This window comes from Sinomonas terrae, from assembly GCF_022539255.1.
GTDB lineage: Bacteria > Actinomycetota > Actinomycetes > Actinomycetales > Micrococcaceae > Sinomonas > Sinomonas terrae.
Genome location: NZ_JAKZBV010000001.1, coordinates 1,077,954 through 1,091,372, shown reverse-complemented (window position 1 = coordinate 1,091,372; position 13,419 = coordinate 1,077,954). Strand labels below are relative to the sequence as shown.

Annotated in this window: 12 protein-coding genes; 6 read left to right on the top strand and 6 right to left on the bottom strand. The window is 60.9% G+C overall.

The features are described 5' to 3' along the window. Positions 1–2: 2 nt before the first annotated feature. The 3 genes from L0M17_RS05080 to L0M17_RS22640 all read right to left on the bottom strand — a co-directional run bounded on the left by L0M17_RS05080 (position 3) and on the right by L0M17_RS22640 (position 2,662). Positions 3–239, bottom strand: a complete 237-nt coding sequence (locus L0M17_RS05080) for a hypothetical protein (protein ID WP_241052293.1) — start codon at positions 237–239, stop codon at positions 3–5. 160 nt (positions 240–399) lie between these two features. Continuing rightward, positions 400–735, bottom strand: coding sequence for a hypothetical protein (locus L0M17_RS05075; protein WP_241052291.1), 336 nt, complete (start codon positions 733–735; stop codon positions 400–402). Positions 736–988: 253 nt separating this feature from the next. Beyond that, the gene (locus tag L0M17_RS22640) at positions 989–2,662 is read right to left on the bottom strand and encodes a PxKF domain-containing protein (protein ID WP_241052289.1); all 1,674 of its coding nucleotides are present in this window, start codon (positions 2,660–2,662) and stop codon (positions 989–991) included. Positions 2,663–2,995: 333 nt separating this feature from the next. On the opposite strand from L0M17_RS22640, the gene L0M17_RS05065 reads away from it, so the two are divergent. Next, positions 2,996–4,495 carry a hypothetical protein gene (locus tag L0M17_RS05065; protein ID WP_241052282.1) on the top strand — a complete coding sequence of 500 codons (1,500 nt, stop codon included), beginning with the start codon at positions 2,996–2,998 and terminating at the stop codon, positions 4,493–4,495. Between the two features lie 138 nt (positions 4,496–4,633). Further along, positions 4,634–5,872: a bifunctional glycosyltransferase family 2/GtrA family protein gene (locus L0M17_RS05060; protein WP_241052280.1), complete on the top strand. Its 1,239-nt coding sequence runs from the start codon at positions 4,634–4,636 to the stop codon at positions 5,870–5,872. 51 nt (positions 5,873–5,923) lie between these two features. Here L0M17_RS05060 and L0M17_RS05055 read toward each other — a convergent pair whose 3' ends face one another. After that, positions 5,924–7,888 (bottom strand): DUF6541 family protein, encoded by a 1,965-nt coding sequence (locus tag L0M17_RS05055; protein WP_308196907.1) that lies wholly within the window; start codon positions 7,886–7,888, stop codon positions 5,924–5,926. A gap of 227 nt (positions 7,889–8,115) precedes the next feature. On the opposite strand from L0M17_RS05055, the gene L0M17_RS05050 reads away from it, so the two are divergent. After that, the gene (locus L0M17_RS05050; protein WP_241052270.1) at positions 8,116–10,011 is read left to right on the top strand and encodes an ArnT family glycosyltransferase; all 1,896 of its coding nucleotides are present in this window, start codon (positions 8,116–8,118) and stop codon (positions 10,009–10,011) included. A 91-nt stretch (positions 10,012–10,102) separates the two neighbouring features. Here L0M17_RS05050 and rpsI read toward each other — a convergent pair whose 3' ends face one another. Then, positions 10,103–10,606, bottom strand: coding sequence for a 30S ribosomal protein S9 (gene rpsI / locus L0M17_RS05045; RefSeq protein ID WP_241052268.1), 504 nt, complete (start codon positions 10,604–10,606; stop codon positions 10,103–10,105). A 38-nt stretch (positions 10,607–10,644) separates the two neighbouring features. Next, positions 10,645–11,088 (bottom strand): 50S ribosomal protein L13, encoded by a 444-nt coding sequence (gene rplM / locus L0M17_RS05040; RefSeq protein ID WP_241052261.1) that lies wholly within the window; start codon positions 11,086–11,088, stop codon positions 10,645–10,647. A 464-nt stretch (positions 11,089–11,552) separates the two neighbouring features. Between rplM and L0M17_RS05035 the strand changes: the two genes are divergently transcribed. The 3 genes from L0M17_RS05035 (at position 11,553) to L0M17_RS05025 (ending at position 13,396) form a co-directional block, all read left to right on the top strand. Then, entirely contained in the window at positions 11,553–11,753 is a 201-nt protein-coding gene (locus tag L0M17_RS05035; protein ID WP_241052259.1) for a Flp family type IVb pilin, read from the top strand. A 198-nt stretch (positions 11,754–11,951) separates the two neighbouring features. Then, complete coding sequence (locus L0M17_RS05030) at positions 11,952–12,350, top strand: TadE family protein (RefSeq protein WP_241052257.1); 399 nt, start codon at positions 11,952–11,954, stop codon at positions 12,348–12,350. Beyond that, entirely contained in the window at positions 12,347–13,396 is a 1,050-nt protein-coding gene (locus L0M17_RS05025) for a Tad domain-containing protein (protein ID WP_241052254.1), read from the top strand. Before L0M17_RS05030 ends, L0M17_RS05025 begins: the two co-directional genes overlap by 4 nt. Positions 13,397–13,419 lie beyond the last annotated feature (23 nt).

Genomic DNA, 13,419 nt, shown 5'->3' with positions numbered 1-13,419 from the left:
GCTCAGCCGCCCCAGACGTCCCCCGCCAAGATCCGTTCGGCCTCGGCTCGGGCTTCGTCGTCGGTCATCCCCGCTTCCCTCAGGTTCCCCAGGAGATGCTCCCGCATTCGCAGCGCCCGGTTGTCCCTGCTTCCTAGCCGCGTTGGCGGCGGCCAGTGCTCTGCGGGACGGAAGACGGGAGTCTGCCCGTGCTCGTGCCGCAGGAAGGCGCGCAAACTATCATCAGCTCTGCTGCTCATCGTGCTCAGGTCCTATCAGGCGTCTGCCCGCAAGCGAATAGGGTACCCAGCTTCTTGAATCACCCTTCTCCAATGGTGAACCCGGAAGGGGGCACAAGAGGAGGCCGCGCATTGACAATTTACTGACAGATCCTGCAATACCTGTCAGTCAGCGCCTTACCTACTGGAAAGTTGGGAGTGGCTGGAGCTTCATTCCGAAGCGCCCCGCCTCGTGGGAGATCTCGCCGCGGATCGCCTCGGCCCGGTCAGGCGCCACACCCGCGTCGACTACTGCAACAATGCTCTCCAACTTGGTATCAGTCCTGACGTGCCCGACAGCCCACTGCACGGCCTGTGGCGGCAGCAGCTTTCCAGGTTCAGCGTCGATCCGGACTCCTACCCCCGGTGTTCCGTCGGGGTGAAGCGAAACGAGCACGAGCCACTCGGCGCGATCGTTCGCGCTCTTCGCACGCGTGACGGAGAGAATCTCCGGCCAGAAGCCCACGGTGACAGACATTTTCCTACCCCCGTCCGGACCGCTGCGTGCATCCTTGCTCGCCTCCGGCCCTTCCTATGACCAGTACAGCGAGAGACGAGGGGCCTGTCCTCAGTAATTGCTACGCGTCTCCTCTGAGGAGTTACACCTAGTCGCTTTCCGCCGGTACGCAGGTGACAGGGCTGATACTCAGGTAAGTACCCATATGACAAAGCGGCCGATATGACAAAGCGACGGGGCGGCTGGTGAGCCGCCCCGCCGTCGTCGTTGTTTCTTACTTGGTGAACGAGAACTGTGCCGTGTGCTTGGTTCCGTCGTTGAGGGTGACCGTCAGCGTGCCGCTCTGGCCGGCCCACGCCTTGTCCGTCTTCCAGACGTAGACGTACTGGTCGGTCGTCGGGTCGTAGCTCAGCGAGCTCGAGCCGGCGGTGACGGTGTCAGTGATGGTTGCTCCTGAGGACGCCGTTCCGTTGGCCAAGAACTGGGGCGCCGCCGGCAGGATGCCGAGGCCGTAGTTGCCGTTCAGGCTGAACTTGATCGGGACGGCGCTGCCAGCCTTCACGACGTTCATGCCAGTCATGGTGACGGGCTGGAAGAAGCCTGCGAAGTTGTAGATCACGTTGTAGGTGCAGGTCCCTTCGGTACTCGGGTGGCCGACGTTGTCGCTGGCGACGCCAACCGGGATGTTCGCTGTGTGGTTACCGACCGAGGAGGTATCGAGGGCAACCGTCCCGGTAGATGGTCCTTGGATCCCCGAGCCGTCGCTCTCGTCGACCGCCGTCCACGAGGCGGTCGCGGCCGAGCCGATGACGATGTTCGAGGGACAGGTCGCAGTGACGGTCGGATCCTGGTTGTCGATCTTGCCGGAGACGACCGTCGCCGCCGAGATGTTGTCCGCGACGTCGGTCGCCGTGCCCATCGCCGTGAAGGGGCCCTCAGTCGAGAACGACTGCGGGCCCGAGACCTGATCGACGCCGCTACCGGCCGAGCCGTCTGCGAGCGCCGGGTCGCCGTTGCCCGCGAAGCTGACGGTGACATTGTCCTTCCACCAGTTCGTCGTGCCGTCGAAGTAGGCGGAGGCGGTATCCGTGCTGGCGATTGGGGCGTTCGGCCCCGTGCGGTCGACCGTCACGGTTGCCGAAGACTGGCTGTAGTCGCTCGAGAGAGCCGGACTGGTCGAGGTCTCGACCGCCTGGACCTGGTAGACCCAGGTGCCCTCGCCCGGGTTGCCTGTCGTGAACGAGTACGACGGCGACGTCAGGCCACTCTCAATGGTCTGCCAGCCGGTGCCCGAGGCGTTCTTGCCTTGGAGGGTGTAGGTGAAGGCGTCGCCCTCTGCATCGGTGGAGGCGTCCCAATTGAGGCTGAAGGCGCCCTGATTAACGACCGTGCTCGGCACGGGGACCCCGGGCGCCGTCGGCGCCGTGTTGACTGGCGCGGGCGGCGGCTTCGGCGAGCAGTCCGTGTTCCACGAGATCGTCATCGTCGTTGCGCGGCTAATCGTTCCCCCACCGGAGCCTTTTCCAGTAAGCCCGAGCCCGAGGGTCTCGCTCACGGTACCCGTGGAGGTAGGCGTGACGGTCAAGGGCACGCTCATCACGGAGCTCACGGCGTTGTTTCCGAGGTTCTGCCAGTTGCCCGGCAAGGTGATCATTTGGGCAGTGCCCAGAGTCACTCCGGTCACCGGCTCTGAGACGTAAGGAGAGAGGGACGCCCCATTCGCGAACGTCTGCGTTCCGGTGCCTAGGCCGTTGCGGTTCGCCCAAAGGCCGATTGTGGCTGTCGTCCCTACATTGCAGGGAATGGTTCCCAGAGTGACTGCGTGCTGGGTCCCCGTGGTGGCGTAGTCGCCATCGAAGCCGACAGTGTCGGCCACTGCCGCACCAGCGCCGGCCGCGACGAGGAAGGCGGTCGCAGAGGCGACCGCAATTGAGCGTTTCTTGATCACTAGTTCCAGCTTTCCGTCGGATGCGAAAACGGTCCCCAGCTGGGGCGTGAGCCAGACGGTATCCAAAGGCAACTATCGAACGCACCACTTGGTCGGGGGTGCTGAGTACTCGACTTTTCCGCGTATTCTCGCGGTTCGAGGCGAGTGGCCGGCCCTGCTACTTGGTTCTGGGCGCATAGTACTCATTCTTAGCTGGAGCGCGGTGCCACGCCTCGGGAATGGCCCTAGGTTTGTTCGCATGACAGGATCCAGCAGGCGGCCGCTTGGAGTCGGGGACCGTGGAATTGACTGGCTCCTGAGATACCCTGCGAGAGTCTCGTGAAGGAGAAAATCTTGGGCGATACCACGAAAGCAACCAGCGGTAGATGGCGATCATCTCAGCAGCAGAATGCCCTTCACGGTAGATTTAGCGAATCCGTTCCTGACCAGAAAAGACAACGCTGCAATGGCTTTCTGGACCCCGTCTGGATCAAGCAAAGGCCATGGTTGCTGGCCTGGCTGGCAACTCTGCCGCTTGCATTGCTCAGAGCCGGGACTCTGGCCGAAACCGACACGTTCTGGCAAATCCGCACCGGCTTGCTCACGATTCAGCAGGGAAGCATTCCCAGTACGGACCCCTTCTCTTGGACAGTCCACGGGCAGCCCTGGACACTTAACTCCTGGGGTTTCAACGTTTTCGTCGCGCTCGCATACCGGTTCGCATCGCTTCCCGGAGCAGCTCTCGCCTGCGCCGCCTTGGTCGCCGCCGTCACGGGGCTGGTGCTACTCCAAGCCCGCCAGCTAGGCGCAAGTGCCATAGTCGCTGGGGCGTTGATCTTCCTTGCCTCGCCGCTGCTCATCGCCTGGTTCTCGGCACGGCCTCAGCTTATCGATTACATCGCCGTCCTAATACTGGTGCTGCTGCTCCACCGGCTCCTCGACCACCCGCGCGCATGGAACCTAGCGGCGATTGGCCTTCTCACCGTTGTCTGGGTCAACCTGCATGCAGGCGCCCTTCTGGGGGTCGCGATCATCGCTGCGGTTGCAACGCTCGTGCTGGCCAGGCGCAGCACTCGTGTGCGAGGAGTTTGGTGCATTGCCGCCCTCTTCACAGCCACCGCGGCTTCCTGCCTCAACCCCTACGGTCCAGGCCTGCTGGCACAGACCGCGCAGGTCCAACAAGATTCGGAAGGCATCGTTGTCGAATGGCAGCACATTAATCTTGCGAATCCTTCCCAGATCATCATGCTCGGCCTCGGGATCGGCGCGTTAGTTGTGGCCGTGCGCCGAAGGAATTTGGTTCACGTCGGAGCCCTTACCGTCGGCGTCATCGCCAGCGTGGACGCCATACGAATTCTCCCGATTCTGACATTGCTGGCTCTGCCCGTCCTGGCTGATTTCGCCTCGCATCCAGCGCTAAGACGCTACATCTACAGCCGTCGCGTCGTCCTAGGTCCAGGGGCCGCCGTCGCTGTCGTCGTAGCGTCGGTCATGGCATTGTTGAGCCTTGGCCATCTCGGCCGCCCCGATCCCAGCCGATTCTCGACGACCGTGATCAGTTCGATCCCGACTGGATGCAGAGTGTTCAATTCCTATGATCTCGGCGGCTTCATCCTATTAGAACGCCCGGATGTCACAGTTTCACTCGATTCCCGTAACGACCTCTACGGGCCAGAGCGAATTCGCAAAGACCAGCAAATCATTGAGGGACAAGGCGACCTCGATCAGGAGCTAACGGGTGCAGGATGCGTCGTAGTCCCCCCAGATGATGGGCTTGCCCAATCCCTCCATCGGAGCCCCGACTGGCAGGAGACAGCCGCGGATGGTACGTCCGCTCTTTTCGTCCGCCATTGAGCCAAAGGCTGCCGTCGCGATTAACCCACCCTGCCTACTGAGGCGAGTGACAAACGGGCTACTTGCCTTTCCGGCGACAGTACTCGTCTTTGCTCGGATATATGGCCCCGCCTGTTTGCAGCAGTTAGCTTGTTCGCCATGACCAGAGTCACTGGGGGCCTGGCAATCGACATCGTCGTTCCAGTCTTCAATGAAGAGCTCAGCCTCGAGGCGTGCGTGACCACTCTTGTGGAGTACCTCGACGAGGCTTTCCACGTGCCGTGGCGTGTGACGATCGCGGACAACGCGAGTACGGACCGCACCCCGGCAATTGCCGAGGCGCTTGCCAACCGATACGACGCCGTCGTCTACCGCCGTCTCGCCAAGAAGGGCCGCGGCTATGCGCTGCGCGACGCTTGGGAGGCCTCGCCCGCCGAGGTGGTGGCTTACCTCGACGTCGACCTCTCCACCGACCTCGCGGCTCTCCCACCACTCATCGCCCCGTTGCTTTCCGGGCATTCGGACATCTCTATCGGTACGCGGCTCCGTCGCGATTCACGGGTTGTGCGCGGGCCCAAGCGGGAGTTCATTTCGCGGACCTACAACGCGATGCTGCACGGAGCCCTTGGCGTGAGGTTCTCGGATGCGCAGTGTGGGTTCAAGGCGGTGCGAACCGAGGTGGCCCGAGCGCTGCTCCCCCACGTCGAGGACAACTCATGGTTCTTCGACACAGAGCTGCTCGTCCTCGCCGAGCGAGCCGGCCTACGGATCCACGAGATCCCAGTCGATTGGACGGACGATCCCACGAGCAGCGTCAACATCAAACAGACTGCGCTTGACGACATCTGCGGGATCGTCCGGGTGGCTTCCTCGCTGACCCGTGGAAAGGTCCCGCTCACCGCGATCTACGCCGAACTCGGGCGACGCCCCCTCCTCCCGGTCGGGACGCCGTCGTTCTTCGGGCAGGTGCTCCGTTTCGGTGCCATCGGCGTTTTCTCGACGCTCGCATACGCGGTTCTGTACCTGATGATTCAGCCGATGGCCGGAGCGCAGGCGGCAAACTTCGCAGCCCTGCTCATCACTGCGGTGCTCAACACGGCGGCGAACCGCCGGTTCACATTCGGCATCAGCGGGCCTGAGCACTACGGGATCCAGCAGTTCCAAGGGCTCATCGTCTTCGGCCTCGCATGGGGGCTGACCTCATCGTCGCTCCTTGGGCTCCATGCACTGATGGTGCGGCCCGCCGCAACCGCCGAGCTCGTAACGCTTATGGTGGCGAACATCCTGGCGACGGTCCTTCGCTTCGCCCTCCTCAAGGCTTGGGTCTTCAGGACGCGGAGGACAGCTCGGCCCCCTCGTGCCGACATCGAAGCCGCCCGGCTCAGCGAAGCGGCATAAGGGCGAGAGCGAAGGGATTGGGCGGAACCCAATCCCTTCGAAATAACTCATTCAGTGATAATTGCAGCCTACGATCTTGTAGAGCCGAGCGCTTCCTTGGCTGTCCAGGAGTTGGAAACTCTTCGATTCGCTGAGACCCTGAAAACCGGAAAAGTCGACGATCTCGGGTCGATAAGGATCAATAAGGTGACCACCGAAGTCGAGCGCGTACTGAGCATGAAGCCGACCCAGCGCCCGACACACTGCGGATCCCGGCTCTGCATCGTGCAACGAACTGGCCACTATGACGCGCTCTGGATCGGCGCCAAGGTAGGCGTGAGGAAAGAGAACTTTTCGATCAGTGAGAGCATAAGCCATCGAACTCCCGTCCCATGGGTCGTTTGCAATAACACTTCCAACCGGAACAAATCGATCTAGACGCCCCAACAGAGTCAATTCGTCTGACGTGAGGATTGGTGATGTTGCCCACACTCCGAAAGAAGTTGCGCGAGCGGGATCGTGCGGCCTTTCCCCAGGAAAGACCAGAGCGCCCAGCAGAATGGGGACCGCGACAAGTGCTGTCATCGTCGATTCTGCCAAGGCTGGCTGGTTCCAACTTCTTTCGCTTCTCTGACGGCCAACCCACGCCGCCATCGCTCCGGCGGAAAGGCCCACACAGGCGACAGTAAACATAGGGAGCATTGCTGCCGTACGTTCGTTGTCACCCCACCAAGCACCGATAGTAAATGCGCGGAAGACCTGGTTGCCTGATGCCGCACCGACCAGGTAGATATACAGCATGCCGATATAGGGAGCAACGAACCACCAGCATCGCAGGGCTAGGGCGACAATCAGGCCAGCAAGTGAGGCAAGAGCAGTGACCCACGGAACAGGGCCATTGAGCGGTGCGTTGAGCAAGGCGCCTGCGAACGCCCTCCAGGGATCGGTGAATGCCCCCCACCCCACAACAGGGGTAGGTCTGGCCAAAATCCAGAATGTAAAGAACGCAACTCCGAAGAGCAGGCCGACGACGAGTAGCCGGAGATGCCGGACAAATGGCGACCGTGCACGCAATTCCCAAACGAATCTGCGTACCAGTAGGGCGGTTATAAGTGATCCGCAGATTGCTCCAGCAGCGGCAACACCAGAAGGTTGGCTCATAGCAAGGGCGGCCATGGTCGCCGCCAACATGATACTAGCCATCGAACGTGACAGAAATGATTCTCGGAGAAAGCCGAACATTCTGGCCACTAATGGGATCACGACAGGCAAGATCGACGTTGACATCGTGAACGGGAAGAGGGCTCCTACATCGGACCATTGCCCTTGAATGGGAGTCCAGGGGAAGGCATATGCTGCGGCTGTCGTGAAGGCGGCCGGTATCAAGGCAGCTGCCCTCGCCCCTGTGAGGCATCGAGTCAGCGCAAGGACCGAGAGCGGCCAAGCAACAGCCACGACGGCTCCATTTAGCGCATTAGAAGCGAGCGGAATCGATGCCCCCGTCATCTGCACGATGAGCGCAGCCACACCGTGCCACAGAGGAGGGTAGACCTGAGCCGAACTTATCAGTTTCGCCGAAATGAAAGGCCCTATCTCCTGATTGTCAAGAATGAGACGGACAAGATTTACGTGGAAGGGAGCATCTATGCCCTGTGAGATCGCGTCCGGGCTCCTGATGATCTGAGCAAAGCGCACGTAGCAGACAGCAATCGCGACTACTGCGGCAGCGCCCTCTGCCCGGCTGAAGCGGATGGCCGGAGAACTGAAGGCTCTGGGCCATTTCACCGCTGAAATTCGATGCGCCCACCACACGAGTGCCGCAGTCACCAATAGGAGTAATAAGACGGTAAGGGGGTTCCAAGGCACCCGGAAGATCCAGCACACCACGAGAGCCGCCGTCTCAAGTCCGAGAGACGCTGCGGGCCCCAAACTGACACTCCAAACCCAGGAGACGCCCATCAAACGAAGAGCCGCCGCTCCTGGGACGAGAATTAGAACGGCCGCCAGTCCGTATACCGGAACTGCTTGCACCCACATCATGTTTCCCCCCGATAGAACCTCTTCAGAGTCTCACAAGAGGCTCAGGGGCTCGTCACTACTTGGATCGCAGTTTGGTGTACTCGATTCTCCTGCCGCCTGTGGTCACCGTGCTTCGGGGCTGAGTACTGTGGCGGAGTTGGTTGCGGTAGGAGCCCACCGACGTCGAGACCAACGTATTACACACGCCCGTAAGCTCCTGCGAGTTGGAGAAGGAAATTACATCCATGAGCAGCCCGCGGACAGCAAGAGTGATTCCGGTAAGCACCAACGTTCAGCAAGCGCTAGTACGCGACCGACGAACGGCGAGGGAACGGTGGCTGTTCAAAGGGCTATTGGTGCTCACGGCGGCTGCCTACCTTTGGGACCTCCCTCTGAACGGGTGGGCAAACCCCTACTACGCTGCTGCGGCCCAGGCCGCTTCTCAGGACTGGGGATCATTCCTTTTCGGCTCCCTCGATTGGGGCAACGCCATCACGGTAGACAAGCCTCCTTTGGCCCTGTGGCCCATGGCCCTATCTATAAAGACGTTCGGACTGGCCCCTTGGAGCCTTCTCGCCCCACAGGCACTTCTCGGAACGGCCACGGTGGCCCTGGTGTTCGCCGCAGTCCGTCGCGTCTTTCCTGCCACTATTGCATTCGTCGCCGCTATTCTCTGCGGCACGACTCCGGTCTTCTTCTTGATGAGTCGCTACGATAATCCAGAGCCGATGATGGGCTTCATGACTGCTGCAGGTTTTTACGCTGCAATCCGCGCCGGCACTAAAGGTTCTTGGCGGTGGTACTTGCTTTGCGGAACCTCCTTCGGGCTTGCATTCCTGACGAAGCAGTTTCAGGGGCTCATACCTGTTCCAGCCCTTGCCTTCGCTCTACTCTTACTGGGCGCTGGGAACGTTCGCGACCGACTGATTAAGCTGCTGGCCGCTCTCGCCGCCTTAGTTGCTTCGGCTGGTTGGTGGGTCGCTGTGGTTGAATTGACCCCCTCCTCCCAGCGCCCCTATGTCGGCGGATCCCAGTCCAACAGCGTTCTGGATTTGGCCTTCGGCTACAACGGACTCGGAAGGATAACCCAAGGGGATGGCTCCCTCGGCTCTGCTGCGTCGGTCGGAACGCCCTACGACGGTGGGTTCAGCCGTCTCTTCAATGCAGACTTCGCTCCAGAAATCGGCTGGCTCTTGCCCACGGCGCTCATCTCGCTGCTCCTCGTAGCCGCCCTGAATAAGTCGTTCGTCAGCAGACAGGAACGTCTGATGGCGCTTGCCGCCGCGATGTGGCTCACCTTAGCTTGGTTGCTGCTGAGCTTCATGGCTTCGTCAGGCCACCCCTACTACACCTACTCTCTGGCCATTCCCGAATCCGTCGTCATCGCCATAGTTTTTCGATTGATCTGGCTGAGGTCACACGCCCCAATCGGACGGCTATTCGGCGTTGTTCTTCTCGTGTCGACCGGCTACATGGGGGTTCGGGTCATGCAATATTCAGACACTTGGGCCTGGTGGATGCCCCTCGCATTAATGTGCCTGTCGCTCATCGCCTCGGCCAGGTGGCTGCTCTTAGCGCCTCAGGGACGCCCGGGCGTGACGTGGGCACTGGTCATTGCGTCCCTCGTGTCAGGACAGCTCGCTTCCGATATCGTGACGGCATCGCACCCGATAACTGGAACCCAGCCTACGTCAGGCCCCGTGGGCCGGGATCCGAACTCAATTTCCCGACTAATCCAGAGCATCCGCTCGAACCAGGAGCCAAATTGGGTCGCCCACATCAGTGAGGGTGTAGCACCGAGCGCCAGAATGCTCCAAACATTAGGCACGGGGAATAGCAGCAGCAAATGGCTTGCTGCAACCTTCCCTGCAGAAGACGCGGCGCTGATTCAACTCACAACCGGAAGACCGATCATGGCCATCGGCGGTTGGGCGGGTCATGATCCGTCGCCAACGCTCGAACGATTCAAGGCACTTGTGTCCGCCGGGCAGGTGCAGTTTTTCGTCGATCACCCATCTATGGCAGATTTTGGACTCGGGTCCGAAGCTTCAGATATTGCAGGGTGGGTGAAATCCACTTACAAAGGCCAACCCATCGACGACGCAGTCATCTACATGCTAACCCCCGGAAACCTGAGATAAAGGACGGTGTCTGACTCTGAAAACGACCACCTTCGACAAACAACGGAGGCCCGCCCCAACAAAGGGACGGGCCTCCAGGATGGGCTGAGTATCAGCGCTTCGAGTACTGTGGGGCGCGGCGAGCCTTCTTGAGACCGGCCTTCTTGCGCTCGACCACACGGGCGTCGCGGGTCAGGAAGCCAGCCTTCTTCAGGGCCGGGCGGTTGTTCTCAACGTCAATGCCGTTGAGCGCGCGGGACACGCCGAGACGAACGGCACCAGCCTGACCCGAGGGACCGCCACCGTGAATCCGCACGATGACGTCGTAGGCACCCTCGAGGTCGAGGAGCTTGAACGGATCGTTGACTTCCTGCTGGTGGAGCTTGTTCGGAAAGTAGTTCTCGAGCGTGCGGCCGTTGATCGTCCACTGGCCAGACCCCGGGACCACGCGGACACGGGCGACAGCCTGCTTACGGCGACCGACAGCTGCACCGGAAACCGTGAGGGCCGGGCGCTCGCGCTTGGCAGTCTCGGTGGTGGGCGCGCTCTCCGAGGTGTAGCTGGTCAGGTTTTCCTCGGCCTCAGGGGCCGTGTTCAGCTCTTCGTTCTGAGCCACAGTGTTCTCCTTGGTAAATTCTTGGGCAGTGGCCAGGACTACTGGGCAACCTGGTTGATCTCGAAGGTCTTCGGCTGCTGCGCCTGATGCGGGTGGTTCGGACCCGCGTAGACCTTGAGCTTGGACAGCTGCTGGGCAGCCAGCTTGTTCTTGGGAAGCATGCCCCTGATGGCCTTCTCGACGGCGCGAACCGGGTTCTTCTCGAGGAGCTCAGCGTAGGTGACGCTGGTCAGACCACCCGGGAAGCCCGAGTGGCGGTAAGCGCGCTTCTGGTCGAGCTTGGCGCCGGTGAGGGCAACCTTGTCGGCGTTGATGATGATGACGAAATCGCCCATGTCCATGTGGGGCGCGTAGGTCGGCTTGTGCTTCCCGCGCAGCAGTGTTGCGGTCTGGCTGGCAAGACGACCAAGGACGACGTCAGTGGCGTCGATGACGTGCCACTGACGGTCGGCGTCGCCCGGCTTCGGAGTGTACGTACGCACAGTTATTGCCTTCGTTCTCGGTCTTGGTAGGCGCCCAGAGGTGCACCTGTTACTTCGTGCGCTACCGGAGAAGAGGTGAGGACTCTACCGACCAGTCATCCCTGAACCTCGAATGCGCCCGCCGGCTGGTGAGTCCTGCAACTGGACACCCGCGGGACGCGTCCCATCGAGGTAGGACACGCACAACAGCTATCGAGCTTACCCGCCCTGCCCTGTGGGGTCAAAAGCAGGTCCACAGAGCCGGACACGAGCTCGAGATACGCCCTAGGTACCACGGTGGAAACCGAGTACTACTCGCAAGCTCATGAGTACTCCATTCGCGCCCTTCTCGAAAAACTCGAGTACTGATTACGGATGGTCAGCACGCGGTTCGAATGGGAAGTTTGATTTGCCAGTTCCCGACGGCGCTCGATTTGGGGGTCGTTGCCTTGGATCCGGCGATGCTTCTCGGCAAAGGAACTATCATGAACGCTTTCCTGGCTTCGCTCGTCACCTTCTGGAACGACATCACCGATCGCGCTAAGGGCGAAAAGGGTGCCACGGCAACCGAATACGCACTTCTTGTCGGCCTCATTGCGCTCGTCATCATCTTCGGTGTCACCGCATTTGGAAACAATCTGCAGAACTTCTTCCAGGGCCTCGCAGCCAAGGTTGGCGGTTGGTGACCCCCAGCAAAGCCAGCAACTGAGAATCAGCGGTCCTCTTGCGAGACCAATCGCAATTCTGAGTATTGGCAACAACGCCACCGTCCTCCAAGCACCTTGGAGGCCTAACAAATGGCCGGCTGACTTAGTCGACTTCGGGTGAATGGATGGGGTGGGATGCTCCCACCCCATCCGCCCAGCCACCTAACGGAGGACACCATGGCTCTTACGAAGCGCTGGCAAGAACGTGGCGCAGTCGCGGTCGAGTTCGCCCTCGTAGCGCCGCTCTTCCTCGCGGTCCTCCTCGGGATCATCGAATACGGAAACTTCTTCCGAGTGCAGATCAGTGTCACGCAGGCTGCACGGGAAGCGGCGAGAGCCATGGCGGTTTCCGATCCAACGGCCTCCGCCGCAACTCAGCAGGCAGATGCCCAAGCTGCAGCGGCCACGGCTTCCCCAACGATCAACTCCGGTGCTTTCCAGTACACGTTCAGCTCGCCGGCTTGTTCCTCGGGGCTAACCATGACTGTCACGATCAAGTACTCCTTATCCAGCCTCACCGGAACCATGGGTCCCTGGACCGTCACGGGAGTCAGTGCAATGAGGTGTGGAGGATGATCAAGGTTCTCATCAAGTCCCGCAAAGACAGTGAGCGCGGGGCCATCGCCATCATCACCGTAATTATCATCATGGCCCTGATCGGCTTTGGAGCAGTGGCCGTCGACGTCGGACAGGTCTACGCCGAGCGAGCTCAGCTTCAGAACGGCGCGGATTCCGCAGCTCTGGGCATCGCACAGCAGTGTTACAAAGCTGGTGGTTGCAGCGCAGCGGATGGAATGTCTTGGGCACAACCTCTCGTCAACGGCAACGCCAATGACGGTGCTACGACCGTCAAGGCCGTAGACCTCTCTGTTGCCAATCAGGTGACGGTCACCACAACCACGCTCGACGGAAGCACGAACGCCGGGTTCCTCACCCCGCTACTCCGGCAAGCGGTCGGCGGTGGACCCATCAGTGTGGCTGCGCAAGCGACGGCGAAGTGGGGCCCTCCGGGTGGCGGAAGCGGTTTCCCACTTGCCCTCTCGAACGCCTGCTTTGATTTGTCGTCTGGCTCCGCCAGCGGGCAAATGCAGGTGTTCTCCTACAAGCCTGGAAATGGACCTGCAGCCACTCCGACAGATACCTGCACCAATGCGAGCGGCCAGAGCACGACCGGCGGCTGGGGCTGGCTACAGGACTCGGGAACATGCAGCGTTACGACTTCGGCCGGTGGCACCGTCGGTTCCAACACCGGCATCAGTCCGAACTACTCCGGCTGCACCTCGGTCCTTCAAGGCTGGATCAACACCCTGTCGAGTGGCGGCAAAGTCGAGGTCCAGTTTCCGGTCTTCAGTCAGTCTGCCTACAACGGAAACAACGCCGTCTACACGATCCTCGGTTACGCCACCCTCGAAGTCATCGGCTGGCAATTCTCCGCCACAGGCAACGGCAACATCCCGTACTGGTACAACTCAAACCCGCCGACGGGCTATCCAACTCTCGCCTGTAGTGGAGGAAGCAACCGGTGCATCATCGGGCAGTTCGTTCGCTTTGACGCATCAGTACAGTCCTCTGGAAACAGCGGCCAGGACTTTGGTACGAGCGCCTTCTACCTCACCAAGTAAGTTCTATCGAAGGGACACATTGT

What these genes read in the sequence shown, in the direction of transcription:
- L0M17_RS05080 (WP_241052293.1), bottom strand. Translation starts at nt 239, where the DNA reads ATGAGCAGCAGAGCTGATGATAGTTTGCGCGCCTTCCTGCGGCACGAG.
- L0M17_RS05075 (WP_241052291.1), bottom strand. Translation starts at nt 735, where the DNA reads ATGTCTGTCACCGTGGGCTTCTGGCCGGAGATTCTCTCCGTCACGCGT.
- L0M17_RS05060 (WP_241052280.1), top strand. Translation starts at nt 4,634, where the DNA reads ATGACCAGAGTCACTGGGGGCCTGGCAATCGACATCGTCGTTCCAGTC.
- L0M17_RS05055 (WP_308196907.1), bottom strand. Translation starts at nt 7,888, where the DNA reads ATGTGGGTGCAAGCAGTTCCGGTATACGGACTGGCGGCCGTTCTAATT.
- L0M17_RS05050 (WP_241052270.1), top strand. Translation starts at nt 8,116, where the DNA reads ATGAGCAGCCCGCGGACAGCAAGAGTGATTCCGGTAAGCACCAACGTT.
- L0M17_RS05035 (WP_241052259.1), top strand. Translation starts at nt 11,553, where the DNA reads ATGAACGCTTTCCTGGCTTCGCTCGTCACCTTCTGGAACGACATCACC.
- L0M17_RS05030 (WP_241052257.1), top strand. Translation starts at nt 11,952, where the DNA reads ATGGCTCTTACGAAGCGCTGGCAAGAACGTGGCGCAGTCGCGGTCGAG.
- L0M17_RS05025 (WP_241052254.1), top strand. Translation starts at nt 12,347, where the DNA reads ATGATCAAGGTTCTCATCAAGTCCCGCAAAGACAGTGAGCGCGGGGCC.